Source organism: Pseudomonas sp. PS02288 (genome assembly GCF_029959715.1).
GTDB lineage: Bacteria > Pseudomonadota > Gammaproteobacteria > Pseudomonadales > Pseudomonadaceae > Pseudomonas_O > Pseudomonas_O kuykendallii.
In genome coordinates, this window is the sequence record NZ_JASCPA010000001.1 from 136,480 (window position 1) to 163,407 (window position 26,928).

The 26,928-nt window shown below is 64.5% G+C and carries 28 protein-coding genes; 27 read left to right on the forward strand and 1 reads right to left on the reverse strand.

Annotated elements, in window-relative coordinates; genetic code table 11:
- Positions 1-145 precede the first annotated feature (145 nt).
- The 18 genes from fliE (at position 146) to flhB (ending at position 15,486) form a co-directional block, all read left to right on the forward strand.
- Positions 146-478, forward strand: a complete 333-nt coding sequence (gene fliE, locus QMX85_RS00605) for a flagellar hook-basal body complex protein FliE (protein ID WP_282338213.1) — start codon at positions 146-148, stop codon at positions 476-478.
- A 19-nt stretch (positions 479-497) separates the two neighbouring features.
- The gene (gene fliF, locus QMX85_RS00610) at positions 498-2,306 is read left to right on the forward strand and encodes a flagellar basal-body MS-ring/collar protein FliF (RefSeq protein WP_282338215.1); all 1,809 of its coding nucleotides are present in this window, start codon (positions 498-500) and stop codon (positions 2,304-2,306) included.
- Positions 2,299-3,312, forward strand: a complete 1,014-nt coding sequence (gene fliG / locus QMX85_RS00615; RefSeq protein WP_090229590.1) for a flagellar motor switch protein FliG — start codon at positions 2,299-2,301, stop codon at positions 3,310-3,312. Before fliF ends, fliG begins: the two co-directional genes overlap by 8 nt.
- Positions 3,313-4,092 (forward strand): flagellar assembly protein FliH, encoded by a 780-nt coding sequence (gene fliH, locus QMX85_RS00620; protein ID WP_282338219.1) that lies wholly within the window; start codon positions 3,313-3,315, stop codon positions 4,090-4,092.
- Entirely contained in the window at positions 4,082-5,437 is a 1,356-nt protein-coding gene (fliI, locus tag QMX85_RS00625) for a flagellar protein export ATPase FliI (protein ID WP_282338221.1), read from the forward strand. The genes fliH and fliI overlap by 11 nt, the downstream gene beginning before the upstream one ends.
- 3 nt (positions 5,438-5,440) lie before the next feature.
- The gene (gene fliJ, locus QMX85_RS00630) at positions 5,441-5,890 is read left to right on the forward strand and encodes a flagellar export protein FliJ (RefSeq protein ID WP_273229305.1); all 450 of its coding nucleotides are present in this window, start codon (positions 5,441-5,443) and stop codon (positions 5,888-5,890) included.
- An 82-nt stretch (positions 5,891-5,972) separates the two neighbouring features.
- Positions 5,973-6,278, forward strand: coding sequence for an STAS domain-containing protein (locus QMX85_RS00635; protein ID WP_090229581.1), 306 nt, complete (start codon positions 5,973-5,975; stop codon positions 6,276-6,278).
- Between the two features lie 6 nt (positions 6,279-6,284).
- Positions 6,285-7,973, forward strand: a complete 1,689-nt coding sequence (locus tag QMX85_RS00640; RefSeq protein ID WP_282338232.1) for a fused response regulator/phosphatase — start codon at positions 6,285-6,287, stop codon at positions 7,971-7,973.
- 29 nt (positions 7,974-8,002) lie between these two features.
- The gene (locus tag QMX85_RS00645; RefSeq protein WP_090229576.1) at positions 8,003-8,356 is read left to right on the forward strand and encodes an Hpt domain-containing protein; all 354 of its coding nucleotides are present in this window, start codon (positions 8,003-8,005) and stop codon (positions 8,354-8,356) included.
- Positions 8,357-8,468: 112 nt separating this feature from the next.
- Positions 8,469-9,791, forward strand: a complete 1,323-nt coding sequence (locus QMX85_RS00650; protein WP_282338235.1) for a flagellar hook-length control protein FliK — start codon at positions 8,469-8,471, stop codon at positions 9,789-9,791.
- A 251-nt stretch (positions 9,792-10,042) separates the two neighbouring features.
- Positions 10,043-10,570: a flagellar basal body-associated protein FliL gene (gene fliL, locus QMX85_RS00655; protein ID WP_282338238.1), complete on the forward strand. Its 528-nt coding sequence runs from the start codon at positions 10,043-10,045 to the stop codon at positions 10,568-10,570.
- 10 nt (positions 10,571-10,580) lie between these two features.
- Positions 10,581-11,552, forward strand: coding sequence for a flagellar motor switch protein FliM (gene fliM / locus QMX85_RS00660; RefSeq protein WP_090229570.1), 972 nt, complete (start codon positions 10,581-10,583; stop codon positions 11,550-11,552).
- Between the two features lie 45 nt (positions 11,553-11,597).
- Complete coding sequence (gene fliN, locus QMX85_RS00665; protein WP_282338245.1) at positions 11,598-12,056, forward strand: flagellar motor switch protein FliN; 459 nt, start codon at positions 11,598-11,600, stop codon at positions 12,054-12,056.
- 2 nt (positions 12,057-12,058) lie between these two features.
- Entirely contained in the window at positions 12,059-12,490 is a 432-nt protein-coding gene (gene fliO, locus QMX85_RS00670; protein WP_282338246.1) for a flagellar biosynthetic protein FliO, read from the forward strand.
- The gene (fliP, locus tag QMX85_RS00675; RefSeq protein ID WP_282338247.1) at positions 12,490-13,254 is read left to right on the forward strand and encodes a flagellar type III secretion system pore protein FliP; all 765 of its coding nucleotides are present in this window, start codon (positions 12,490-12,492) and stop codon (positions 13,252-13,254) included. The genes fliO and fliP overlap by 1 nt, the downstream gene beginning before the upstream one ends.
- Before the next feature lie 43 nt (positions 13,255-13,297).
- Complete coding sequence (fliQ, locus tag QMX85_RS00680) at positions 13,298-13,567, forward strand: flagellar biosynthesis protein FliQ (protein WP_282338250.1); 270 nt, start codon at positions 13,298-13,300, stop codon at positions 13,565-13,567.
- A gap of 2 nt (positions 13,568-13,569) precedes the next feature.
- The gene (gene fliR, locus QMX85_RS00685) at positions 13,570-14,346 is read left to right on the forward strand and encodes a flagellar biosynthetic protein FliR (protein ID WP_090229558.1); all 777 of its coding nucleotides are present in this window, start codon (positions 13,570-13,572) and stop codon (positions 14,344-14,346) included.
- Between the two features lie 3 nt (positions 14,347-14,349).
- Positions 14,350-15,486: a flagellar biosynthesis protein FlhB gene (gene flhB / locus QMX85_RS00690; protein WP_282338251.1), complete on the forward strand. Its 1,137-nt coding sequence runs from the start codon at positions 14,350-14,352 to the stop codon at positions 15,484-15,486.
- Between the two features lie 27 nt (positions 15,487-15,513).
- On the opposite strand, the gene sodC is transcribed toward flhB, so the two are convergent.
- Positions 15,514-16,035 carry a superoxide dismutase [Cu-Zn] SodC gene (sodC, locus tag QMX85_RS00695; RefSeq protein ID WP_282338252.1) on the reverse strand — a complete coding sequence of 174 codons (522 nt, stop codon included), beginning with the start codon at positions 16,033-16,035 and terminating at the stop codon, positions 15,514-15,516.
- A 219-nt stretch (positions 16,036-16,254) separates the two neighbouring features.
- On the opposite strand from sodC, the gene flhA reads away from it, so the two are divergent.
- From flhA to QMX85_RS00740, 9 genes are all read left to right on the forward strand, one after another.
- Positions 16,255-18,378, forward strand: a complete 2,124-nt coding sequence (flhA, locus tag QMX85_RS00700) for a flagellar biosynthesis protein FlhA (RefSeq protein ID WP_282338253.1) — start codon at positions 16,255-16,257, stop codon at positions 18,376-18,378.
- Positions 18,379-18,390: 12 nt separating this feature from the next.
- Entirely contained in the window at positions 18,391-19,716 is a 1,326-nt protein-coding gene (gene flhF / locus QMX85_RS00705) for a flagellar biosynthesis protein FlhF (protein WP_282338254.1), read from the forward strand.
- A gap of 52 nt (positions 19,717-19,768) precedes the next feature.
- Positions 19,769-20,602, forward strand: coding sequence for a flagellar synthesis regulator FleN (gene fleN, locus QMX85_RS00710; RefSeq protein ID WP_282338255.1), 834 nt, complete (start codon positions 19,769-19,771; stop codon positions 20,600-20,602).
- Positions 20,599-21,348 carry an RNA polymerase sigma factor FliA gene (gene fliA / locus QMX85_RS00715; protein ID WP_282338256.1) on the forward strand — a complete coding sequence of 250 codons (750 nt, stop codon included), beginning with the start codon at positions 20,599-20,601 and terminating at the stop codon, positions 21,346-21,348. Before fleN ends, fliA begins: the two co-directional genes overlap by 4 nt.
- Positions 21,349-21,427: 79 nt before the next feature.
- Positions 21,428-21,802: a chemotaxis response regulator CheY gene (locus QMX85_RS00720; protein ID WP_175534363.1), complete on the forward strand. Its 375-nt coding sequence runs from the start codon at positions 21,428-21,430 to the stop codon at positions 21,800-21,802.
- Positions 21,803-21,821: 19 nt separating this feature from the next.
- On the forward strand, positions 21,822-22,616 hold the full coding sequence (locus QMX85_RS00725) for a protein phosphatase CheZ (protein ID WP_282338257.1): 795 nt from the start codon (positions 21,822-21,824) through the stop codon (positions 22,614-22,616).
- A gap of 181 nt (positions 22,617-22,797) precedes the next feature.
- Positions 22,798-25,023 carry a chemotaxis protein CheA gene (locus QMX85_RS00730; protein WP_282338258.1) on the forward strand — a complete coding sequence of 742 codons (2,226 nt, stop codon included), beginning with the start codon at positions 22,798-22,800 and terminating at the stop codon, positions 25,021-25,023.
- 39 nt (positions 25,024-25,062) lie between these two features.
- Complete coding sequence (locus QMX85_RS00735) at positions 25,063-26,187, forward strand: chemotaxis response regulator protein-glutamate methylesterase (RefSeq protein WP_282338259.1); 1,125 nt, start codon at positions 25,063-25,065, stop codon at positions 26,185-26,187.
- Positions 26,187-26,927: a flagellar motor protein gene (locus QMX85_RS00740; RefSeq protein ID WP_090229528.1), complete on the forward strand. Its 741-nt coding sequence runs from the start codon at positions 26,187-26,189 to the stop codon at positions 26,925-26,927. Before QMX85_RS00735 ends, QMX85_RS00740 begins: the two co-directional genes overlap by 1 nt.
- Position 26,928: the final 1 nt, after the last annotated feature.

Sequence of the window (26,928 nt, forward strand, 5' to 3'; positions counted from 1 at the left end):
TGAAAGCGCCTGCATCGCTGCAGGCCACGTCTCCCGCGCGCCTCAGCCCGTATGCCAACGCCGTTCAGGTTTTGGCACCCTAGTTGCAATCTCCTGTTCAAGAAGCCGCCAAGCGTCAAAAAAGCTGCGGAAGCCGGAGAGTGCGATGAGCCAGGGTATTGAATTCAATCGACTGATGCTGGAAATGCGTTCCATGCAGACGGAAGCGATGGCCCGCGCCAAACCGGCGGCCAGCGAGCCCGCCGCAGTGGGCGCGCCAAGCTTCGCCGACATGCTCGGTCAGGCCGTCGGCAAGGTGAATGAAACCCAGCAAGCCTCCAGCCAGCTTTCCAATGCGTTCGAGATAGGCAAGAGCGGAGTGGACATCACCGACGTGATGATCGCATCCCAAAAGGCGAGCGTTTCTTTCCAGGCCATGACCCAGGTGCGTAACAAACTGGTTCAGGCGTATCAAGACATCATGCAGATGCCGGTTTAAGGGCAGGTAGGATCAAGACATGGCCGATGCTGTTATGAACGTTCCCGCCCGCAACCCCGCCGACGCTTCGGAGCCTAAGAAGCCGCTGCTGGGTCTCGCCTTCCTCAGCAACCTGTCGCAGATGAGCATGCTGCGCCAGATCGGGCTGCTGGTTGGTCTGGCCGCCAGCGTGGCCATCGGCTTCGCCGTGGTGCTCTGGTCGCAACAGCCTGACTACCGCCCGCTGTACGGCAGCCTGACCGGCATGGACGCCAATCAGGTGATCGAAGCGCTGACCACCGCCGACATCCCCTACAAGATCGAGCCGAACTCCGGCGCGCTGCTGGTCAAGGCCGACGACGTCGCCCGCGCCCGCATCAAGCTGGCCGGCGCCGGCATCCAGCAGACCGACGGCAACGTCGGCTTCGAGATCCTCGACAAGGAGCAGGCCCTCGGCACCAGCCAGTTCATGGAAGCGACCAACTATCGTCGCGGCCTGGAAGGTGAACTGGGCCGTACCGTCGCCAGCCTCAACAACATCAAGGCTGCCCGTGTGCACCTGGCGATCCCGAAGAGCTCGGTATTCGTTCGTGACGAGCGCAAGCCGACCGCTTCGGTGCTGGTCGAGCTGTATCCGGGGCGCAGCCTCGAGCCGAGCCAGGTGATGGCGATCGTCAACTTGGTCGCCACCAGCGTGCCGGAGCTGAGCAAGTCGCAAGTCACTGTCGTCGACCAGAAGGGCAACCTGCTGTCCGACCAGCAGGAGCTGTCCGAGCTGTCGATGGCCGGCAAGCAGTACGACTACAGCCGCCGCATGGAAAGCATGTTCACCCAGCGCGTGCAGAACATCCTCCAGCCGGTGGTCGGTAACGGCCGCTACAAGGCCGAAGTCTCCGCCGACGTCGATTTCAGCGCGGTGGAATCCACCTCCGAAACCTTCAACCCGGATCAGCCGGCGCTGCGCAGCGAGCAATCGGTCAACGAACAACGCAGCACCAGCTCCAGCAGCGGTGGCGTGCCGGGCGCGCTGTCCAACCAGCCTCCGGGCCCCGCCAGCGCACCGCAGCAGACCGGCCAGGCCGCTGCCGCACCCGCCGGCCCGATTGCTGCCGGCCAGCCGCTGCTCGACGCCAATGGCGCACAGATCATGGACCCGGCCACCGGTCAGCCGATGCTGGCGCCGTTCCCGGCTGACAAGCGCGAGCAGGCTACCCGCAACTACGAGCTGGACCGTTCCGTCAGCTACACCAAGCAGCAGCAGGGCCGTCTGCGCCGTCTGTCGGTTGCGGTCGTACTGGACGACCAGATCAAGGTCAACCCTGAGAATGGCGAAGTTACCCACACACCGTGGAACGCCGACGAACTGGCGCGCTTCACCCGCCTGGTGCAGGACGCCGTAGGCTTCGACGCCAGCCGTGGCGACAGCGTGAGCGTGATCAACAACGCCTTCGCTCCGGACACCGGCATCGAGGCCATCGACATTCCGTGGTACGAGCAGACCTGGTTTAGCATGTTGATGAGCACGCTCAAGCAACTGTTCCCGGCACTGCTGATCATGGTCCTTGTGTGGTTCGTCCTGCGTCCGGTGCTGAACAACATCAGCGGCGGCGGCAAGGGCAAGGAGCTGGGCGCCTTTGGTGCCGCGGGTGGCGTAGCCGGAGGCTTGAACGGTGGGCTTGAAGGTGAGCTGTCGGACGATCGCGTTAGCCTCGGTGGCCCGCAGAGCATCATGCTGCCGAGCCCGTCCGAGGGTTATGATGCGCAGCTCAACGCCATCAAGAACCTTGTGGCCGAAGACCCGGGCCGTGTCGCCCAGGTCGTGAAAGACTGGATCAACGCCGATGAATGAGCGCGCCCCCACCAAGCTGAACAAGGTCGACAAGGCAGCCATCCTGCTGTTGTCCCTGGGTGAAACCGACGCCGCGCAGGTGTTGCGTCACCTCGGACCGAAGGAAGTGCAACGCGTCGGCATGGCCATGGCGCAGATGCGCAACGTGCACCGCGAGCAGGTCGAGAAGGTGATGGGCGAGTTCGTCGACATCGTCGGCGACCAGACCAGCCTCGGCGTCGGCGCCGACGGCTACATCCGCAAGATGCTGACCCAGGCGCTGGGCGAGGACAAAGCCGGCAGCCTGATCGACCGGATTCTCCTCGGTGGCAGCACCAGCGGTCTGGACAGCCTGAAGTGGATGGAGCCGCGCGCCGTGGCCGACGTGATCCGCTACGAGCACCCGCAGATCCAGGCGATCGTGGTCGCCTACCTGGACCCCGACCAGGCCGGCGAAGTGCTCAGCCACTTCGACCACAAGGTGCGCCTGGACATCATCCTGCGCGTTTCCTCGCTGAACACCGTGCAGCCGGCGGCGTTGAAGGAGCTCAACCAGATTCTCGAGAAGCAGTTCTCCGGCAGTTCGAACACCTCGCGCGCTACCATGGGCGGCGTGAAGCGTGCGGCCGATATCATGAACTACCTGGACAGCTCGTCCGAGGGCCAGTTGATGGATTCGATCCGCGAGATGGACGAAGACCTGTCCTCGCAAATCGAGGACCTGATGTTCGTCTTCGACAACCTGGCCGACGTCGACGACCGCGGCATCCAGGCGCTGATGCGCGAAGTCTCGTCCGACGTGCTGGTCCTGGCGCTCAAGGGCTCCGACGAGGCGATCAAGGAAAAGGTCTTCAAGAACATGTCCAAACGCGCTGCCGAGTTGCTGCGCGACGACCTGGAAGCGAAGGGCCCGGTGCGCGTCAGCGACGTCGAGACCGCGCAGAAAGAAATTCTTACCATTGCCCGCCGGATGGCCGAAGCCGGGGAAATCGTCCTGGGTGGCAAGGGCGGCGAAGAGATGATCTAAATGGCGAAGGAAGAGCCCAGCGACCTGATCCGCGCGCGCGACGTTCGTGGCAGTGGTTTCGAGAGCTGGTCGCTGCCCAGTTTCGACCCGCCGCCGCTGCCGGGCAGCGAGCCCGCGGTGCCGGAGCCGAGCGAGGAGAGCGCGCAGAACCTGATCGAGGACATCTCCGATCAGGCCGTCAAGCCGCTGACGCTCGACGAACTCGAGGCGATCCGCCAGGACGCCTACAACGAAGGCTTCGCCACCGGCGAGAAGGACGGCTTCCATTCGGGCCAGATCAAGGCCAAGCAGGAGGCCGACGCGCTGCTGAACGTCAAGCTCGAACGGCTCGAACAGCTGATGTCACAGCTGTTCGAGCCCATCGGTGAGCAGGACCAGCAGCTCGAGGCTACGCTCGTGGAAATGGTCGGCCACGTCGTTCGCCAAGTCATCCAGCGCGAGATGGTGACCGATTCCAGCCAGTTGCGCCAGGTCGTCCGCGAGTCCCTCAAACTGCTGCCGATGGGTGCCGAGAACGTACGTATCCATGTCAATCCGCAGGACTTCGACCTGGTCAAGGCGTTGCGCGAACGCAACGAGGAGAAGTGGCGGATTCTGGAAGACGAGAACCTGCTGCCCGGAGGCTGCAAGGTGGAAAGCGAGCACAGCCAGATCGACGCCAGCATCGAGACGCGCCTGGCCCAGGCAATGAACCAGATTTTCGAACACCAGCGCGAGCAGAAGGTGCACCCGCCGGCTGCCGATGTCGCCGTCGACCTGAGCACGCCCGATGCGTCTTGAGCGCACCAGCCTCGCCCGGCGTCTGGCAGGCTATGTCGAGGCCGTGCAGCTTCCCAGCCAGCCGCTGGTGGAAGGGCGTCTGCTGCGAATGGTTGGCCTGACCCTCGAAGCCGAGGGGCTGCGCGCCGCCATTGGCAGTCGCTGCCTGGTGATCAATGACGGCAGCTACCAGCCGGTCCAGGTGGAAGCCGAGGTCATGGGCTTCTCCAACGGCAAGATCTACCTGATGCCCGTTGGCAGCCTGGCCGGTATCGCGCCCGGTGCCCGCGTGGTGCCGATGCCCGATACCGGCCGCCTGCCGATGGGCATGAGCATGCTCGGCCGCGTGCTCGACGGCGCCGGCAACGCCCTGGACGGCAAGGGCCGGATGAAGGCCGAGGACTGGGTGCCGATGGACGGCCCGATCATCAACCCGCTCAATCGCGAGCCCATCCATGAGCCGCTGGACGTCGGCATCCGCTGCATCAATGGCCTGCTCACCGTGGGTCGCGGCCAGCGCCTCGGCCTGTTCGCCGGCACCGGCGTGGGCAAGAGCGTGCTGCTGGGCATGATGACGCGCTTCACCGAGGCCGAGATCATCGTCGTCGGGCTGATCGGCGAACGTGGCCGCGAGGTGAAGGAATTCATCCAGGAGATCCTCGGCGAGGAAGGCCTCAAGCGCTCGGTGGTGGTGGCTTCGCCGGCGGACGAAGCGCCGCTGATGCGTCTGCGCGCGGCGATGTACTGCACGCGCATCGCCGAGTACTTTCGCGACAAGGGCAAGAACGTCCTGCTGCTGATGGATTCGCTGACCCGTTTCGCCCAGGCCCAGCGCGAGATCGCCTTGGCCATCGGCGAGCCGCCGGCGACCAAGGGTTATCCGCCCTCGGTGTTCGCTCGTCTGCCCAAGCTGGTCGAGCGGGCCGGTAACGCCGAGGCCGGCGGCGGCTCGATCACTGCCTTCTACACCGTGCTCTCCGAGGGCGACGACCAGCAGGACCCGATCGCCGACTCGGCGCGCGGGGTCCTCGACGGTCACTTCGTGTTGTCCCGGCGCCTGGCGGAAGAGGGCCACTACCCGGCGATCGACATCGAAGCCTCCATCAGCCGGGTGATGCCGCAGGTGGTCAGCCCCGAACACCTGCGCAACGCCCAGCGCTTCAAGCAGCTGTGGTCGCGCTACCAGCAGAGTCGCGACCTGATCAGCGTCGGCGCCTACGTCGCCGGCGGCGATCCGGAGACCGACATGGCCATTGCCAAGCAGCCGCTGATGGTCGCCTACCTGCGCCAGGGCCTGCGCGAAAGCAAGAGCCTGGAGCAGGCGTCGGCGAACCTGGCTGCGGTTCTGCAGGCCGGCAAGGGCTGATAGATGGCGCAGAGCAGAGCGGCCCGGCTGGTGCCGGTGGTGGACATGGCGGAAAAGGCCGAGCGCGAGGCCGCGCGCATGCTTGGCCGCTGCCAGACGCAGCTCGGCCAGGTGGAAAACCAGCTCAACGAACTGCACCGGTATCGCGGCGACTACCAGAAGCAACTGGTCAATCAGGGGCAGCAGGGCGTTTCCGGGCAATGGCTGATCAACTACCAGCGCTTTCTTTCGCAGCTGGAAACGGCGGTCGCCCAGCAGCAGCGCAACGTCGATTTTCACCGCGAGAACCTGCGCAAGGCGCGTGACGCCTGGCAGGCCTGCTACACGCGCCTCGAAGGGCTGCGCAAGCTGGTCCAGCGCTACATCGAGGAAGCGCGGGCGGCGGACGAGAAGCGCGAGCAGAAGCAGCTCGACGAGCTTGCCGCCCGGCTGTCCGCGCGGCGTACCGACTGACTGCGGTTGCTCCCCTGGCGAGTCGGTGCTACATCTTGATCAGGCGCCGCCTGCAGTCTTTCCCGGCGCATAAGGAGAATTCATGGCTATAACCTCGCAAGCCTCCGATGACGGTCAGGAGCTGACCATCCTCATCCAGGGGCGTTTCGATTTCGGTGCCCACCAGGAATTCCGCGACGCCTACGAACGCATAAGCACCTCGCCCAAGCGCTACGTGATCGACCTCAAGGGTGCGACTTATCTGGACAGTTCCGCGCTCGGCATGCTGTTGCTGCTGCGCGATCACGCCGGCGGCGAGAGTGCCGCGATCAGCCTGATCAACTGCAGTCCGGACGTGCGCAAGATCCTCACCATCTCCAATTTCGAACAGCTCTTCCGGATCAGTTGAGGCGGTATGTCTGAGCGGTTGTCGGTCCTCATCGCGGAGGATAACGCCGCCGATCGCCTGCTGCTCTCGGCCATCGTCACCCGCGAGGGCCATCGCGCGCTGACCGCCGCCGACGGGCAGGAAGCCCTGGAGCTGTTCTGCCGCGAACGGCCGCAGCTGGTGCTGATGGACGCGCTGATGCCGGTGATGGACGGCTTCGAGGCCGCGCGGCTGATCAAGCTCGCCGCTGGCGAGACGCTCGTCCCGATCATCTTCCTCACCTCCCTGACCGAGAACGACGCCCTGGTGCATTGTCTCGAGGTCGGCGACGATTTCCTCGCCAAGCCCTACAACCGGGTGATCCTCGGCGCCAAGATTCGCGCGATGGACCGCCTTCGCCGCCTGCAGCAGACGGTGCTGGAGCAGCGCGACCTGATCGCCAAGCACAACGAACACCTGGTTGCCGAGCAGCGCGTGGCCAAGGCGGTGTTCGACAAGGTCGCGCACTCGGGCTGCCTGAACGCGCCCAATATCCGCTACCTGCAATCGCCCTACGCGCTGTTCAACGGCGACCTGATGCTCGCCGCGTACAAACCCTCTGGCGGCATGCATGTGCTGCTCGGCGACTTCACCGGCCACGGACTGCCCGCGGCGATCGGGGCGATGCCGCTGGCGGAGGTGTTCTACGGCATGACCACCAAGGGCTACGGGCTTGCCGACATCCTTCGCGAGGTGAATGCCAAGCTCAAGCGCATCCTCCCGGTCGGGGTGTTCTGCTGCGCGACGCTGATCAACCTGAGTTTCCACCGGCGCGTGGTCGAGGTGTGGAACGGCGGCCTGCCGGACGGCTACCTGCTGCGCGGCGGGAGCAACGAACGTATTCCGCTGGTTTCCCGTCACCTGCCGCTCGGCGTGCTGGAGCCGGCGGTGTTCGACGAGAAGTACGAGGTCTACCCACTGTTGGAGGGCGACCGTCTGCTGCTGCTGTCGGATGGGCTGCTGGAGACGCGCAATCATGCCGGCGAGCTGTTCGGCGAACAGCGCCTGCTGGACCTGATGGCGGCGAACGAGCAGCGCGGCCAGCTGTTCGACGAGGTGCAGCAGGCCCTGAGCGCCTTCCGCGGCGAAACCCAGGACGACGTCAGCCTGATCGAACTCAGCCTGATTGAGGAGGCGAGGTCCTCGCCGTTGACGTTCTCCAACGACGGTAACGACACGCCACTGGACTGGTCGGCCTGTTTCGAATTCCGCGCGGAAACCCTCAAGCACTTGAACCCGCTGCCCTACCTGCTGCAACTGCTGCTGGAGGTGCAGGGCCTGCGCCCTCAGGTCGGGGCGCTCTACACCGTGCTGGTCGAGCTCTACTCCAACGCCCTGGAGCACGGCGTGCTGCGCCTGGACTCGTCGCTCAAGCGCGACGTGCAAGGCTTCGCCCAGTACTACGGCGAACGCCGGGAGCGGCTCGCCCGGCTGGAGGAAGGCTTCGTGCGTTTTCACCTGGAGCTGCGCCCCGAGCACGGAGGCGGGCGCCTGATCATGCGGGTCGAGGACAGCGGCGGCGGATTCGACCTGGCGGCGGCCAGGGCCTGCGAGCAATCCACTGAACAACTGCACGGGCGTGGCTTGAAACTGGTCAGCCAACTGGCCGAGAAGAGTGACTGGGAGAACGATGGACGGGGCGTCAGCGTGGAATTTTCCTGGTCCGCTCAGGCATAATTCCCACCCCTTGATCATGGAGTGAGCAAGTGTCAGACGCGCATCTCGACGGTACTGTCCTCGCTTCACTGCAGGACCTCATGGAAGCCGAGTACCCGGTTCTGCTGGATACCTTTCTGGCCGATTCCGAAGAGCGCGTGCGCCTGCTGGCCGGGGCTTTGCAGGTCAAGGATGCGCAGCTCCTGCGTCTGACCGCGCATAGCTTCAAGGGCAGCTGCAGCAACATGGGCGCCCTGTCGCTGGCGGACCTGTGCAAGCAGCTCGAAGACCAAAGCGAGCGGCAGTCGTTTGACAGCGCCGCCGTTCTGGTCGAGCAGATCAACCGTGAATTCGCCATTGTTCGCATCCTGATGAAGTCGGAGCGTCAACGTTTTCGCGGTTGAGTGACTGCGAAGACCCTTCTCCCGACGCAAAGCCGCGTAAACCGGCGCTTTACCAAAGCTGGCCCCTAACTTGCTTATTTCAGGCACGACCCATCCGAGCGGAGAGTGCCCCATGTCCGTCGCCCCCGATCTGCTTCTTCAGTCCGCGTCCGATACGCGGATGAAGTTGCCCGCGGTGAAAGCCCCGGTAAAGACCGACGACACCAGCAAGCGCGAGGCTTCCAGCTTCGCCGACGTCTATGCCAAGGAACGCCAGCCCAAGTCCGCTGACCGCAGCGACGCGCCTGCGAAGGCGCGCCATGAGAAGGCCGCGGACAACAAGCGCAACGACGCGCGTGACGACACGACCGCCAAGGCAAAGCCGGAGGTTGCCGATAGCGGCAAAGCCTTGCCGAGCAAGAAGGCGGTTGACGACGCGGAACCAACCGATGAGCAGGGGCAGGCGACTGACCAGCCGACCGGCCAGCCGATCGACCCGCTGGTGCTGATGGGCCTGGTGCCGCAGCCCGTCGTTCCGGCGGTGCCGGAGCCGGCCGTGGAGGCGCCTGCCGTACTGGCGACGGACGTTGCCGCCGTCGAGGTGCCGGCCGTTCCGCTGGCCGCTCCGACGCAGGGCGAGCCGGAGCCGCAGGCTACGGGCAGTGTCGAAGACCTTCTGCCGCCCGGCCTGACGTTGCCGGAGGATTTCCAGGCCGCCCAGCCCGTGTTGGCGCAGCAGGCCAAGGCGGTCGCGGTCCAGACCGTGAGCACCGAGGCCGCCAAGGCGCCGCTCGATCCGGCGCTCGCCGCTCCGCTGGTCGAGCAGTTGCCGGTCGATGGCGAGGCGCTTGCCGCACTGAAGCCAGGCGATCTCGAAGCCGATTCGGGTGACCTGAAGGACAGTGTCAGCGAACTGCGCGCGGAAAACTTCGCCAATAAACTGAATTCGCTCAACCAGGCCATGACCCAGCAGGTCAACGCGACCCAGCGTTCCGCGGTGGTGCCGGGGCAGCCGGTGCCCATGCAGCAGAACGGCTGGTCCGAGGCGGTGGTCGATCGGGTAATGTGGATGTCCAGCCAGAATCTGAAGTCGGCGGAGATACAGCTCGACCCGCAGGACCTCGGGCGACTGGACGTGAAGATCAGCCTCAACCAGGATCAGACCCAGATCGCCTTCGCCAGCCCGCATGCCGCGGTCCGCGAGGCGCTGGAAGGCCAGATGAACCGGCTGCGCGACATGTTCACCCAGCAGGGCATGAACCTGGGCGACGTCAACGTTTCCGACCAGTCGCTGGCACGCGGCTGGCAGGGGCAGGGGAGCGAAGGGCAGGGCCGCGGCGGTTCATCGTCGCGCGGCGGCTCGGGCGGTTCCGAGGACGAAGTAGTCATCGGCAGCGTCGAGATCTCCAGCACGCCGCTCAAGGCGGGTCGCGGGCTGGTCGACTACTACGCCTGACGCGGCGTTTCGAAAAAGTGAAAGGCCCGATCGGCTCTGTCCCGTCGGGCCTTTTTCGTTTGCGCTCCCGCCGGCGCTGCGGTGTTTCTCGGCGGTCGGCCAACCCAGGGACTATGCAGCGCGCGACGCGAGGTCGAAGATGCCCGGCGAAAGAGTTTTCCGGGAAGACCTTTTACTTATAAGCTGGCATAGCACTTGCTCCTAAGCCATTGATGGCTGTAAAGATCCCTGACGCGCGACGGAATATTGGCATGGCGAAGAAAGCTCCACCGCAGCCCGCCCCCGAGGGGGCCGAGAAACCTGCGGGCAAAAGCAAACTCAAACTGATCATCGTGATCGTGCTGGCCCTGTTGCTGGCGATAGGCGGCTCCGTCGGCGCGACCTGGTTCTTTCTCAGCAAGAGCATGAAAAAGGAGGAGGCGCCGGCGGCCGAGGAGCACGCCGCCGCGCCGGTCAAGCAGCCGGCCATCTACGAAGCGCTGGCGCCGGCCTTCGTGGTCAACTTCAATTACAACGGCCGGCAGCGCTACATGCAGGTCACGGTGGCGCTGATGGCCCGTGATCAGGGGGCCCTCGACGCGTTGAAGGTGCACATGCCGGTCCTGCGAAACAACCTGGTGATGCTGTTTTCCAGCCAGGATTTCGAAAGCCTGACCAGCGCCGTCGGCAAGGAAATGCTGCGCCAGAAGGCGACCGCCAGCGTCCAGGAGCTGGCGCAGAAAGAGGTCGGCAAGACCGTGATCGAGCAGGTTCTCTTCACCAACTTCGTATTGCAGTAGGAGCCCGTCCATGGCTGTACAAGACCTGCTGTCGCAGGACGAAATCGACGCCCTGCTACACGGTGTGGACGATGGCGCCGTCGAGACCGAAACCGACGTCGAGCCCGGCAGCGTCAAGAGTTACGACCTCACCAGCCAGGACCGCATCGTTCGCGGTCGCATGCCGACGCTGGAGATGATCAACGAGCGCTTCGCCCGTTATACCCGTATCAGCATGTTCAACTTGCTGCGCCGCTCGGCGGACGTGGCGGTCGGCGGTGTGCAGGTGATGAAGTTCGGCGAATACGTGCATTCGCTGTACGTGCCGACCAGCCTCAACCTGGTGAAGATGAAGCCGCTGCGCGGAACGGCGCTGTTCATCCTCGACGCCAAGCTGGTGTTCAAGCTGGTGGACAACTTCTTCGGCGGCGACGGCCGTCACGCCAAGATCGAAGGCCGCGAGTTCACCCCGACCGAGTTGCGCGTGGTGCGGATGGTCATCGACCAGGCCTTCAACGACCTTCGCGAAGCCTGGCACGCGGTGCTCGACGTGAACTTCGAGTACATCAACTCCGAGGTCAACCCGGCCCTGGCGAACATCGTCAGCCCCAGCGAAGTGGTGGTGGTCTCGACCTTCCACATCGAACTGGACGGCGGCGGCGGCGACCTGCACATCACCATGCCGTACTCGATGATCGAGCCGATCCGGGAAATGCTCGACGCCGGCTTCCAGTCCGACATGGACGATCAGGACGAGCGCTGGGTGAAGGCACTGCGCGAGGACATCCTCGACGTCAGCGTGCCGCTCGGCGCCACGGTGGCGCGGCGCCAGCTCAAGGTCCGGGACATCTTGCACATGCAGCCCGGCGACGTGATCCCGGTGGAACTGCCGGAAAACATCGTCCTGCGCGCCAATGGCGTGCCGGCGTTCAAGGTCAAGATCGGCGCGCACAAGGGCAACCTGTCCCTGCAGGTGCTCGAGCCGATAGGCCGCGCCCGCTGAGGCGGGCGTCTCCATTCCCTTTTCAGAGCCAGCCGAGGAACACCGATGGCAGACGATCAAGATACCTCCCCCGAGGAGAAAGCACTGGCCGATGAATGGGCCGCGGCACTTGCCGAGGCCGGCGACGCCGACCAGGAAGACATCGACGCCATGCTCGCGCAGAGCGCGGCGCCGCCCGCGCCGCGGGCGCAGATGGAGGAATTCGGCAGCGTGCCGCGCTCCAACGCGCCGGTCAGCCTGGACGGTCCGAACCTGGACGTGATCCTCGACATTCCGGTGTCGATCTCGATGGAGGTCGGTAACACCGACATCACCATTCGCAACCTGCTGCAGCTGAACCAGGGCTCGGTGATCGAGCTGGATCGCCTGGCGGGCGAGCCGCTCGACGTGCTGGTCAACGGAACGCTGATCGCGCATGGCGAAGTGGTGGTGGTCAACGAGAAGTTCGGCATCCGCCTGACCGACGTGATCAGCCCCAGCGAACGCATCAAGAAGCTGAGCTGAGCATGACCAGAACCGCCCTCGCCGTACTCTTCGGCTTGCCACTCTCAGCGCTGGCCGCCGAAACGGGCAGCGCCGCGTTGCCGGGTAACGGCAGCCTCGGCAGCCAGATCGGGCAGATGCTGCTTGGCCTGCTGCTGGTGATCGGGCTGATCTTCCTGCTCGCCTGGGCGCTGCGTCGCGTGCAGCAGATCGGCCCGCGCGGCAGCCAGGCGATCAAGCTGGTGTCCAGCCAGGCGCTCGGCCCGCGCGACCGTCTGGTGCTGGTGCAGGTCGGCCGCGAGCAGGTGCTGCTGGGGATTTCGCCCGGCCGCATCACGCCGCTGCACGTGCTCGCCGAGCCGGTGCTGGTCGCCGATGCCGAGCCGGCGTCGCCGGAATTTGCCCAGCGCCTGATGGAACTGCTCGGTAAAGACAAGGACAAGGATAAGAATTGATGTGGCGTTTGTTGCTGACCCTGTTCGTGCTGATCGCGGCGCCCCTGGCGTTCGGTCAGGAGGCCGTGAGTAGCGCCAATCCGCTATCGGTCCCGGCGATCACGCTGTCGACCAACCCGCAAGGGCAGCAGGAGTATTCGGTCAGCCTGCAGATCCTGCTGATCATGACCGCGCTGAGCTTCATCCCGGCGTTCGTCATGCTGATGACCAGCTTCACCCGCATCATCATCGTCTTCTCGATCCTGCGTCAGGCACTGGGACTGCAGCAGACGCCGTCGAACCAGATTCTCATCGGCCTGGCGATGTTCCTTACCCTGTTCATCATGGCGCCGGTGTTCGACCAGGTGAACCGCGAGGCGCTGCAGCCTTACCTGAACGAGCAGATGACCGCCCAGGATGCGATTGCCAAGGCGCAGGGGCCGCTGAAGAACTTCATGCTCGGGCAGACGCGGGAGAGCGATCTCGACCTGTTCATGCGCCTCTCCAAGCGTACCGACATCGCCAGCCCGCAGGACGCGCCCTTGACCATCTTGGTGCCGGCGTTCGTTACCTCCGAGCTGAAGACGGCGTTCCAGATCGGCTTCATGATCTTCATTCCGTTCCTCATCATCGACATGGTGGTGGCAAGCGTGCTGATGGCGATGGGCATGATGATGCTCTCGCCGATGATCATCTCGTTGCCCTTCAAGATCATGCTGTTCGTCCTGATCGACGGCTGGGGCCTGATCATCGGCACCCTGGCGGGCAGCTTCGGCACCCTTTAGCGGCAGCGGCACATTTCGGCCGCCCGGCGGCCAGGAGGCACACATGACACCCGAAGTGGCGGTGGACATCTTTCGCGAGGCGCTGTGGATGATCACGGTGATGGTGGGCATCCTGGTGCTGCCGAGCCTGATGGTGGGCCTCGTCGTCGCCATGTTCCAGGCGGCGACGCAGATCAACGAACAAACCCTTAGCTTCCTGCCGCGCCTGCTGGTGATGCTGCTGACGCTGATCGTCGGCGGGCCGTGGATGGTCCGGCAACTGATGGAATACGCCACGACGCTGATCCAGAACATTCCCTTGGTGATCGGCTAGCGATGCTCGAGCTTTCCAACGGTCAGATCGGCGGCTGGATCTCCAGCTTCCTGCTGCCGCTGTTCCGGATCTCATCGCTGCTGATGGTGATGCCGATCTTCGGCACCCAACTGGTCCCGACCCGGGTGCGGCTGTACCTGGCGCTGGCGATCACCGTGGTCATCGTGCCGACCCTGCCGCCGATGCCGGAGGTCGATGCGCTCAACCTGCGCTCGCTGCTGCTGATCGCCCAGGAAGTGCTGATCGGCGCGATGTTCGGCTTCATGCTGCAACTGTTCTTCCATGTGTACACGGTGATTGGCCAGATTCTCTCAATCCAGATGGGTATCGGCTTCGCCGCGATGGTCGACCCCGCCAACGGGATTTCCGTGCCGGTGCTGGGCCAGCTCCTGACGATGCTCACCACGCTGCTGTTTCTCGCCATGAACGGCCATCTGGTGGTCTTCGAGGTGATCACCGAGAGCTTCGTGACGCTGCCGGTGGGCAGCGGAATGCTGGTCGGACACTACTGGGAACTGGTCGGAAAGCTCAGCTGGGTGCTCGGCGCCGGGCTGCTGATTTCCCTGCCTGTGGTGACCGCGCTGCTGGTGGTCAACCTGGCGTTCGGCGTGATGACCCGCGCAGCGCCGCAGCTGAACATCTTCTCCGTCGGCTTTCCGCTGACCTTGACCTTCGGCCTGGTAGTGGTCTGGATCGGCATGGCCGATACCCTCAATCAGTACCAGAATCTCTCCAGCGTGGCGCTGGCGATGCTGCGCGATCTGGCGCAGGCGAGGTGAGCGATGGCTGAAAGCGAGAGCGGCGCCGACAAAAGCGAGGAACCCACCGAGAAACGCCTGCGCGAATCGCGGGAGGAGGGGCAGATCGCCCGCTCCCGGGAGCTGAGCACGCTGGTGGTGGTGATGTCCGGGGTGATCGCGGTGATGATCTACGGCGGCGACCTGGCCAGCGCACTGGTCGACCTCATGCGCGGTTGCTTGAGCATCAACCGCGACACGCTGATGGACACCGGCAGCATGGCGCTGCTGCTGCTCAAGGCGGGCAGTATGGCGATCAAGGCGCTGGCGCCGATCCTGGCGGTGCTGCTGGCGGCGTCGATCGTCGGCAACATCGCGCTCGGCGGCTGGATGTTTTCCACCAAGACCATGGTGCCCAAGTTCGGCCGGATGAATCCCGGTCCCGGCCTGGCGCGGATGTTTTCCAAGAAGTCGGTGATCGAGCTCGTAAAGGCACTGGCCAAGTTCAGCATCACCCTCACGGTCGGCATCGTGGTGCTTTCCAACGACCGTGACGATCTTCTGGCGCTGTCCGGCCAGCCGCTGGAAGCGGCGCTTGGCCATGCGGTCAAGGTGCTTGGCAACAGCGCCTTGTGGATGGCTTCCGGGTTGATCCTGATCGCGGCGGTGGATGTGCCGTTTCAGCTCTGGGACAACAAGCAGAAGCTGATGATGACCAAGCAGGAGGTCAAGGACGAGTACAAGGACAGCGAGGGCAAGCCCGAGGTCAAGGGCAAGATTCGCCAGATGCAGCGGCAGATGGCCGAGCGGCGGATGTTGCAGGCGGTGCCGGAGGCCGACGTGGTGATCACCAACCCGACCCACTTCGCGGTCGCCCTGAAATACGACCCGACCAAGGGTACGGCGCCGGTCGTACTGGCCAAGGGCGGCGACTTCCTAGCGCTGAAGATTCGCGAGATCGCCCAGGAGCACAAGGTGCTGCTGATGGAGTCACCGGCGCTGGCGCGCTCGGTGTACTACTCCACCGAGGTCGATCAGGAAATCCCGGCAGGCCTGTACCTGGCGGTCGCGCAGGTGCTGGCTTACGTCTACCAGCTCAAGCAGTTCCGCTCCGGCAAGGGCAAGCGGCCGACGCCGTTGCCCGATCTGCCGATCCCGCCGGACCTGCGTCGCGACGAGTGACGAAGTCCGCTCCCACGTTTCATTGCGTTACTGGATTACCCCGCAGGCCATTCTCGCGCCGCCACCGCCCAGTGGCTGCGGATGGTCGGAGTGGTTGTCTCCGGCCTGGTGAATCATCAATGCGTGACCCTTGATCTCCGCGAGGCTCTTCAGGCGGGGGGCGAGCACCGGCTGCATCGCCTTGCCGTCGGCGGTCACCAGCAGGGCAGGGAGGTCGCCGAGGTGGCCATCGCCCCAGGGCGTGCCGTGCTTGCCGGTTTCCTTCGGGTCCCAATGGCCGCCGGCGGCTTCTGCCGCGGAAGGCTTGCCATCCTTCAGGGCGGCGTCGCAACTCGCCTTGGCGTGAATGTGAAAGCCGTGAATGCCTTGCGCCAGCCCCGCCAGTTGCGGCGTGAACACCAGGCCATACGGGGTTTCCTCGACGCTTACCGTGCCGACCTTTTCTCCGATGCCGTTGCCGCTAACGATGTTCATCGGAATCGAAAGGCTTTCCGCCTGGGCGTTGAATACGCAGCCGCCGACGAGTGCGGCGATCATCCAGTTCTTCATGAAGTGGCTCCTCGCAACCTGCGGCGCGCGTCGTTGCCCGCCGACAGTGTTCTGACTCCCCGCCGTCAGCGCGGTTCTCCGTAGCGCCCACCAGCGGCTCGCACCAGCCGCAAACCGTTGATCCTCATTGTGTTCTCCAAGTTGGCCGGGCTCTTGCACTGGCATTGGCGCACGCCCACTGGCGTCAAAAGATTGTTTGGATCGGGCTAGGAGAATCGGGTGGAACGCACTCAGCTGTTCAACAACATGCGAATGAATGCGATCGGCGCCGGCCGTGGCAACCTAGGGGTGCCGCTGCTGGTACTGGTGATGCTCGGCATGATGATTCTGCCGGTGCCTGCCTTCCTGCTGGATGTGTTCTTCACCTTCAACATCGCCCTGTCGATCGTCGTTCTGCTGGTCAGCGTGTACGCGTTGCGACCGCTGGATTTCGCGGTATTCCCAACCATCCTGCTGGTCTCCACGCTGCTGCGCCTGGCGCTGAACGTGGCCTCCAGCCGCGTGGTGCTGCTCCACGGGCAGGACGGCCATGCCGCCGCCGGCAAGGTGATCCAGGCCTTCGGCGACGTGGTGGTCGGCGGCAACTACGTGGTCGGCGTGGTCGTGTTCGCGATCCTGATGATCATCAACTTCGTCGTGGTCACCAAGGGTGCCGGGCGTATTTCCGAAGTGAGCGCGCGCTTCACCCTCGACGCCATGCCGGGCAAACAGATGGCCATCGACGCCGATCTCAACGCCGGCATCATCGATCAGGCGCAAGCCAAGCTGCGTCGCCAGGAAGTGAGCCAGGAGGCCGACTTCTACGGTTCGATGGACGGTGCCAGTAAGTTCGTGCGTGGTGACGCCATCGCCGGTCTGCTGATCCTGTTCATCAACCTGATCGGCGGCATGGGCATCGGCATCCTCCAGCACGATCTGTCGTTCGGCGACGCCGGTCGCATCTACGCGCTGCTAACCATCGGTGACGGTCTGGTCGCGCAGATTCCGTCGCTGCTGCTGTCGACCGCCGCCGCGATCATGGTGACCCGCGTGTCCAGCTCCGAGGACATGGGTCAGCAGGTCAACCGGCAGATGTTCACCTCGCCCAAGGCGCTGGCCGTATCGGCGCTGATCATGGTCGCCATGGGTCTGGTTCCCGGCATGCCGCACGTTCCGTTCATAGGCCTGGGCCTGATCGCCGCCGGCGGCGCCTACATGATCTGGAACAAGGCCAACAAGGCCAAAGAAGCCGAGGTCCAGGAAACCGCCCGCCAGCAGGAGCTGATCCCCGCCCAGCGCGCGCAGGAAACCAAGGAGCTCGGCTGGGACGACGTCACCCCGGTGGACATGGTCGGTCTGGAAGTGGGTTATCGGCTGATTCCGCTGGTCGACCGCAACCAGGGTGGCCAGCTGCTGGCGCGGATCAAGGGGGTACGCAAGAAGCTCTCCCAGGAGATGGGCTTCCTCATGCCGTCCGTGCACATCCGCGACAACCTCGACCTGCTGCCCAACGCCTACCGCCTGACCCTGATGGGCGTCAGCGTCGCCGAGGCGGAGATCTATCCCGATCGCGAACTGGCGATCAACCCTGGCCAGGTATTCGGCAGCCTCAACGGCATCGCCGCCAAAGATCCGGCGTTCGGCCTGGAGGCGGTCTGGATCGACCCCAGCCAGCGCGACCAGGCGCAATCGCTTGGCTACACCGTGGTCGACGCCAGCACCGTGGTCGCCACGCACCTCAATCAGGTGCTGAACAAGCATGCCCACGAGCTGCTCGGTCACGAAGAAGTCCAGCAACTGCTGCAACTGCTGGCGAAGAGCTCGCCGAAGCTGGCCGAAGAGCTGGTGCCGGGGATGATCTCGCTGTCCACGCTGCTCAAGGTGCTGCAGGCGCTGCTTAACGAACAGGTTCCGGTACGCGACATCCGCACCATCGCCGAAGCCATCGCTAACGTCGCTGCGAAGAGTCAAGATCCCGCCGCCATGGTTGCAGCGGTCCGCGTCGCGCTGGCCCGCTCAATCGTGCAAACCGTTGTGGGACTAGAGCCGGAGATGCCTGTTATCACGCTCGACCCAAGGTTGGAACAGATATTGCTGAATAGTCTTCACAAGGCCGGTCAGGGCTCCGAGGATGGCATCCTCCTCGAACCTGGCATGGCCGAGAAGCTGCAGCGTTCCCTGGTGGAAGCGGCGCAGCGTCAGGAGATGATGGGCAAGCCGGCGATCCTGCTGGTGGCCGGTCCGATCCGGGCGATGCTCTCGCGGTTTGCTCGACTGGCCGTGCCGAACATGCACGTACTGGCCTACCAGGAAATCCCGGACAACAAGCAGGTCACCATCGTCGCCACCGTGGGACAAAATTGAGGTTAACAGGCCATGCAAGTGAAACGCTTCTTCGCCGCCGACATGCGTCAAGCCATGAAGCTGGTTCGTGATGAGCTCGGGGCCGATGCCGCGATCATCGCCAACCGCCGGGTTGCCGGCGGCGTGGAGCTGACTGCCGCGCTCGACTACCAGATGCCGTCCGAGCCGGTTCGCCAGCCGAACGCCGAGCTTGAGGCCGAGCTGCGCAAGACCCAGGCGAAGATCGCGTCGGCCCACGCCGAACTGGCCGTGCGCGCCGCTGGCGAAGTGGTCAAGGACCGCCAGCTGTTCGCCAACGAGCCGCTGGTTGCCCCGGAGCTGCCGACCTCGAAGGTCACCGCGCGTCCGCAGGCCCCGGTACAGCCGGCCGCCGTCACCGCCGCTCCGGCCGGCGATTCGCGCGCGCTGGATGCCATGCGCCACGAACTCAATGGCCTGCGTGAACTGATCGAAGTGCAGCTCGGCTCGTTCGCTTGGACCCAGATGCAGAGTCAGCGTCCGCAGCAGGCCAACCTCTGGCGTCGCCTGCAACGCCTCGGCCTGCCGGCGGAAATCGCCCGCGCGCTGCTGGACAAGGTCGGCCAGGTGCAGGAGCCGCGTCAGGCCTGGCGCATGGTTCTCGCCTACCTGGCCCACGCGATCAAGACTCCGGCCCAGGAACCGCTGGAAGAGGGCGGCGTGATCGCCCTGGTCGGCCCGGCCGGCATGGGCAAGACCACCACCCTGGCGAAGATGGCGGCGCGCTACGTGCTCAAGTACGGCGCCCAGCATGTGGCGCTGGTGAGCATGGACAGCTACCGCATCGGTGCCCAGGAGCAGCTCAAGACCCTCGGCCGCATCCTCAACGTCTCGGTGACCCAGGTCGATCCGGGCAGCTCGCTGACCCAGGCCATCGCCCCGCTGGCGAAGAAGCGCGTGATCCTGATCGACACCGCCGGCCTGCCGAACAACGATCCGGCCCTGCGCATGCAGCTCGAAGCACTCGCCAGCCGCGGCCTGAAGTCGAAGAACTACCTCGTCATGGCGGCCACCAGCCAGAGCCAGGTGCTCAAGGCCGCGTATCATAGCTACAAGCGTTGCGGCCTGGTCGGTTGTGTGCTGACCAAGCTGGACGAGGCGGCCAGCCTCGGCGAAGTGCTCGGGCTGGCAATCAGCCAGCGTCTGCCGGTAGCCTATCTGGCCGATGGCCCGCGAATCCCGGATGATCTGCACGTTCCGCGCAGCCATCAGCTGGTGAGCCGCGCCGTCGCCCTGCAAGCCCCGGAAGAACCCAGTGAAGATGCAATGGCCGACATGTTCGCCGGCCTCTACAACAACTCGGCGCGTCGCGTCGGCTAATTGACCGTCGAGAGACAGTTGCCTGCTCAGTCGCAGACAAGGTGTAAGAGAAATGGCTAGTTTGCATCCAGTTCAAGTGATCGCGGTGACCGGTGGGAAGGGCGGCGTTGGCAAGACCAACGTGTCCGTCAACCTGTCGCTGGCCCTGGCCGACCTCGGCCGGCGGGTGATGCTGCTCGACGCCGACCTGGGTCTGGCCAACGTCGACGTGCTCCTCGGTCTTTCGCCCAAGCGCACCCTGGCCGATGTCATCGACGGCCAGTGCGACCTGCGCGACGTCCTGCTGCAAGGCCCTGGCGGCGTGCGCATCGTGCCCGCCGCTTCCGGCACCCAGAGCATGGTGCAGCTGACGCCGATGCAGCACGCCGGCCTGATCCAGGCGTTCAGCGACATCAGCGACAACATCGACGTGCTGGTCATCGACACCGCGGCCGGCATCGGCGACGGCGTGGTCAGCTTCGTCCGTGCCGCCCAGGAAGTGCTGGTGGTGGTCTGCGACGAGCCGACCTCGATCACCGACGCCTACGCGCTGATCAAGCTGCTCAACCGCGACTACGGCATGAACCGTTTCCGGGTGCTGGCGAATATGGCGCACAGCCCCCAGGAAGGTCGCAATCTGTTTGCTAAGCTCACCAAGGTCACCGACCGCTTCCTCGACGTCGCCCTGCAGTACGTGGGTGCCGTGCCTTACGACGAGTCGGTGCGCAAAGCCGTACAGAAGCAGCGCGCTGTCTATGAAGCTTTTCCGCGCTCCAAGTGTGCGCTGGCGTTCAAGGCGATCGCGCAGAAAGTCGACACCTGGCCATTGCCGGCCAACCCGCGCGGTCACCTCGAGTTTTTCGTCGAGCGTCTGGTTAAACCGACTACCGCAGACTCACCCGTATGACAGCCGCCAGTGGACTTCGTATGTACAGCAAATCGCAGGCGAAGGACTCGCAAACTCAGCTCATCGAGCGTTATGCACCGTTGGTCAAGCGGATCGCCTACCACCTGTTGGCCCGGCTTCCGGCCAGCGTGCAGGTGGAGGACCTGATGCAGGCCGGAATGATCGGCCTGCTCGAGGCTGCCAAGAAGTACGACTCGGGCAAGGGCGCCAGTTTCGAGACTTACGCCGGAATCCGTATCCGTGGGGCGATGCTCGACGAGGTGCGCAAGGGCGACTGGGCTCCGCGTTCCGTGCATCGCAACAGCCGCATGGTCAGCGACGCCATCCGCGCCGTCGAGGCGAGAACGGGCAGAGACGCTAAAGATCAAGAGGTTGCGGCCGAACTTAAATTGAGTCTTGAAGAGTACTACGGCATCCTGAGCGACACTCAGGGCAGCCGACTGTTCAGCTTCGACGACCTCCTGCAGGAAGGCGAGCACGGTTCGGGCCTGCACGAGGACGGTAGCTTCACCCATTACGAACCCGCTCGCGATCTGGAGGATGACCGCTTCCAGGGGGCCTTGGCCGACGCCATCGCCAATCTTCCGGAACGCGAGCGGCTGGTTCTTTCGCTGTACTACGACGAAGAACTGAATCTGAAGGAAATCGGCGAGGTGCTGGGGGTCAGCGAGTCGCGCGTCAGCCAGTTGCACAGCCAGTGTGCCGCGCGTTTGCGGGCACGTCTGGTTGAATGGCGCGCGCACTGAGGCAGCCGGTTTCACGCTTGCGAGGCGCGCGCTGCGAGGCGGCGTTTGGGATTGTACGGAGGTCGACTTGGACAAGAACATGAAAATCCTCATCGTGGACGACTTCTCCACGATGAGACGGATCATCAAGAACCTCCTGCGTGACCTGGGGTTCACCAATACCGCGGAGGCCGACGACGGCACCACGGCATTACCGATGCTGCACAGCGGCAGCTTCGACTTCCTGGTCACCGACTGGAACATGCCCAACATGTCCGGGATCGATCTGCTGCGTGCGGTGCGCGCCGATGATCGACTCAAGCACCTTCCCGTGCTCATGGTGACTGCTGAAGCCAAGCGCGATCAGATCATCGAGGCGGCCCAGGCCGGCGTGAACGGGTATGTGGTCAAACCCTTCACGGCCCAGGTACTGAAAGAGAAGATCGAAAAGATCTTCGAGCGGGTCAACGGCTGATGTTCGCCTCGAGGGCGCTATGGATCACGACAACATCTCTATGGGCGATGACTTCGAGTCGACCCTGAAGTCCCATGCCCGTCAGCTGACCGAAAGCCTCGAAAAAGGCAACTTCGCTGATGTGGTGCAAATCATCCATCAACTGAATCAGGTCCGCGATCGCGGTCTGTACCAGGAAGTCGGCAAGCTCACCCGCGAGCTACACAATGCCATCGTCAACTTCCAGCTCGATCCCCGTGTTCCGCACGCGCAGGAAGTGTCGCAGATCTCCGATGCCACCGAGCGTCTCTCCTACGTGGTGACGATGACCGAGCGTGCGGCCAACCGCACGATGGATCTGGTGGAAGAGTGCGCGCCGGTGGTCAACGGCATGGCCGACGAGGCCCAGAGCCTGAGCGTCGAATGGCAGCGCTTCATGCGCCGCGAAATCGGGGCTGACGCCTTTCGCGAGCTGGCCAAGCGTGTCGAGCTGTTCCTCGCGCGCAGCGAGCGGGACGGCGCCAAGCTCTCCGGCCACCTGAACGACATTCTTCTGGCGCAGGATTACCAGGACCTCACCGGTCAGGTGATCAAGCGTGTCACCACCCTGGTCACCGAAGTCGAGAGCAATCTGCTCAAGCTGATGCTCATGGCCAGCCAGGTCGATCGTTTCGCCGGCATCAAGCACGACCACGAAGGGCTGCGTGCCGAGCAAGAAAAACAACAAAAAGAGTCCTCCCGGGGTGAAGGTCCGCAGATTCATGCCGATAAGCGTGATGACGTCGTATCCGGTCAGGACGATGTCGACGATCTGCTATCCAGTCTTGGATTCTAGGACCCGTCGACGTTTTGGTTACGGCCACGACCTAGGCGTTTTCGCAGGGCAAGGAAGGAGGAGAGAAGTTGGTTGCTCCAGATGAACGACGAGTGACGCCGGCCTGCGAAAAACGCGCCCCGTCCCTGCGGCTCAACGCGGTTCGCGACGAAACGTCAACAGATCCTATGGGAAGGTGGAAATGAGCTTCGACGCCGATGAAGAGATTCTCCAGGACTTCCTGGTAGAGGCCGGCGAGATTCTCGAGCAGCTGTCGGAGCAGTTGGTGGAGCTGGAAAGCCGCCCTGACGACATGAACCTGCTGAATGCGATCTTTCGCGGTTTTCACACCGTCAAGGGCGGCGCGGGTTTCCTGCAGCTGAACGAGCTGGTGGAGTGCTGCCATATCGCCGAGAACGTCTTCGACATCCTGCGCAAGGGCGAACGCCGCGTGGATGCCGAGCTGATGGATGTGGTGCTGCAGGCGCTCGATGCGGTGAACGCGATGTTCGCCGAAGTGCGCGAGCGAACCGCGCCGACGCCGGCGCCGCGCGAACTCCTCGCCGCGCTTTCTCGTCTGGCCGCCCCGGCTTCTGCCGCAGCGCCGGCCGAAGCGCCTCCTGAAGAGCCCGCCGCCGAAGTCGAGCCCGTGGTTCAGGCCGAGGCGTCGGCTGCAGAGCCTTCGGGCGACATCACCGACAGCGAGTTCGAGCAGCTGCTCAGCGCGATCGGCGAACCCGCCCAGGCTCCGGTCGCCAGCGCCAGCGATGAAATTACCGACGACGAGTTCGAAGCCCTGCTCGACCAGCTACACGGCGACAAGCCGGTTTCCGCCGTTGCGCCCGCCGCACCGAGCGCGCCCGTAGCATCCGCTGCCGCCCCATCGGGCGACGACATCAGCGACGATGAATTCGAAGCCCTGCTGGATCAGTTGCACGGCAAGGGCAAGTTCGTGCCTCCCGTCGATGCCGCACCCGCTGCGCCTGCGCCAGAGGCCGCGCCCGCCGGCGCGAGCGACAACATCAGCGACGACGAATTCGAAGCGCTTCTCGACCAGTTGCACGGCAAGGGCAAGTTCGTTCCGCCCGTGGAGGCCGCCCCCGTAGCGGCTGCGCCGGCGAAGCCCGCGCCGCCGCCCGCGGCGGCCCCTGCCGCCAAACCGGTTGAAAAGCCCGCCGAGAAGCCCGCGCCCAAGCCCGCCGCGGCGGCAGCTCCCGCTCCGGCCACGGCGCACCCGGACAAGGCCGGCCCGGTCAGCGAGGCGGAAACCACCGTGCGCGTGGACACCGCGCGGCTCGACGAAATCATGAACATGGTCGGCGAACTTGTGCTGGTGCGTAACCGCCTGGTGCGCCTGGGTCTCAACAGCGGCGACGAAGCCATGTCCAAGGCCGTCTCCAACCTGGATGTAGTCACCGCCGACCTGCAGACCTCGGTGATGAAGACGCGCATGCAGCCGATCAAGAAGGTCTTCGGACGCTTCCCCCGGCTGGTTCGCGATCTCGCCCGCAACCTGAAGAAAGAGATCAACCTGGAACTGGTCGGTGAAGAGACCGACCTCGACAAGAACCTGGTCGAGGCGCTGGCCGATCCGCTGGTCCACCTGGTGCGCAACGCCGTCGACCACGGCATCGAGACCCCGGAAGAGCGCGAGGCTGCCGGCAAGCCGCGCACCGGCCGAGTGGTGTTGTCGGCTGAACAGGAAGGCGACCACATCCTGCTGATGATCACCGACGACGGCAAAGGCATGGACGCCAACGTCCTGCGCGCCAAGGCCGTCGAGAAAGGCCTGCTGGACAAGGACGTTTCCGAGCGGCTCACCGAGCTCGAGTGCTACAACCTGATCTTCGCCCCCGGTTTCTCGACCAAGACCGAGATTTCCGACGTCTCCGGCCGCGGTGTCGGCATGGACGTGGTGAAGACCAAGATTTCCCAGCTCAACGGCACGGTCAACGTCTTCTCCACCAAGGGCCAGGGTTCGAAGATCGTCATCAAGGTGCCGTTGACGCTGGCGATCATGCCGACGCTGATGGTCATGCTGGCGAACCAGGCCTTCGCCTTCCCGCTGGTCAACGTCAACGAAATCTTCCATCTCGACCTGTCGCGCACCAACGTGGTCGACGGTCAGGAAGTGGTGATCGTCCGCGACAAGGCGCTGCCGCTTTTCTACCTCAAGCGCTGGCTGGTGCCGCGCGCCGCCCAGGACGAGCAGGTCGAGGGGCACGTGGTAATCCTGTCGGTGGGTACTCAGCGGATCGGCTTCGTCGTCGATCAGCTGGTCGGCCAGGAAGAAGTGGTGATCAAGCCACTGGGCAAGATGCTTCAGGGAACGCCCGGCATGGCCGGTGCGACCATCACGGGTGACGGACGTATCGCCTTGATCCTCGACGTGCCGAGCATGCTCAAGCGTTACGCGCGGCGCATCTGATTTCGGGGCGGGTCACGGCCCGTTCCATGAGGAGTTGTTATGGCTGTAAAAGTCCTGGTGGTGGACGATTCCGGTTTCTTCCGCAGGAGGGTGACGGAAATCCTCTCGGCGGACCCGAACATTCAGGTGGTCGGCACTGCGACGAACGGCCGTGAGGCGATCGACCAGGCGCTGGCGCTGAAGCCGGACGTGATCACTATGGATTACGAGATGCCGATGATGGATGGCATCACGGCGGTGCGGACGATCATGCAGCGCTGCCCGACGCCCGTTCTGATGTTCTCCTCGCTGACCCACGAAGGCGCACGGGTTACGCTGGATGCGCTTGACGCCGGTGCCGTGGATTACCTGCCGAAGAACTTCGAGGACATCTCGCGCAACCCCGAGAAGATCCGCCAGATGCTCTGCGAGAAGATCCACACCATCTCGCGCAGCAACCGTCGGCTGGGCAGTTTCGCCCAGGCGCCGGTGCATTCCCACGCACCCGGCTCCACGACGTCCGCGCATCCTCATCCCGCACCGGCGCCTGCTCGTCCGTCCGCTGCGCCAGCGCACTCTGCGCCCGCCGCGCCGAGCGCGAGCAGCCCGACGCCCAAGCGGCGCTCCTACAAGCTGGTGGCCATCGGTACCTCCACCGGCGGGCCGGTCGCGCTGCAGCGGGTCCTGACCCAGCTTCCCGCCAACTTCCCCGCGCCGATCGTGCTCATTCAGCACATGCCGGCGGCCTTCACCAAGGCCTTCGCCGAGCGTCTCGACAAGCTCTGCCGGATATCCGTCAAGGAAGCGGCGGATGGCGACCTGCTGCGCCCCGGCCTGGCGCTGCTGGCACCGGGCGGCAAGCAGATGATGGTCGACGGCCGTGGCGCGGTGAAAATCCTGCCGGGCGACGAGCGCCTCAACTACAAGCCGTGCGTCGACATCACCTTCGGTTCGGCCGCGCGCTCGTACAACGACAAGGTGCTGGCCGTGGTCCTGACCGGCATGGGCGCCGACGGTCGCGAAGGCGCGCGAATGCTCAAGCAGGCCGGCAGTCAGGTGTGGGCGCAGGACGAAGCCAGCTGCGTGATCTACGGCATGCCGATGGCGATCGTCAAAGCCAACCTGGCCGACGCCGTCTATGGCCTCGACGACATCGGCAGGCATCTGGCCGAGGCCGTCATCTGATGGATGCACTGAGTCTCATCGGGATCGTCCTGGCGCTGGTGGCCATCGTCGGTGGCAACTACATCGAGGGCGGGCACATCGGTGCGCTGCTCAACGGCCCGGCCGCGCTGATCGTCGTGGGCGGCACGCTGGGCGCTTCCTTCCTGCAGACCCCGATGAGTGTGCTCAAACGGGCGCTGGTGGTGTCGCGCTGGATCATTTTCCCGCCCAGCATCGACCTGTTCGGCGGCGTCGATCGTGTGGTCGGCTGGAGCATGACGGCGCGCAAGGAGGGGCTGCTGGGGCTCGAACCGATCGCCGATGCCGAGCCCGATCCCTATGCGCGCAAGGGCTTGCAGCTACTGGTCGACGGCGCCGAGCCGGAGGCGATCCGCGGCATTCTCGAGGTCGACATGCTGACCCAGGAAGACCGCGACATCCAGGCGGCGAAAGTCTTCGAGAGCGCCGGCGGCTATGCGCCCACCATCGGCATCATCGGCGCGGTGATGGGCCTGATCCACGTCATGGGCAACCTGGCGGACCCCGCGCAGCTCGGCAGCGGGATCGCCGTGGCGTTCGTCGCCACCATCTATGGGGTGAGCTTCGCCAACCTGCTGCTCCTGCCGATAAGCAACAAGCTGCGCTCGGTTGCGATGCGCCAGTCGCGCTACCGCGAGCTGATCCTTGAGGGCATCCTTTCCATCGCCGAAGGCGAAAACCCGCGCTCCATCGAACTGAAGCTGCAAGGCTTCATGGATTGAC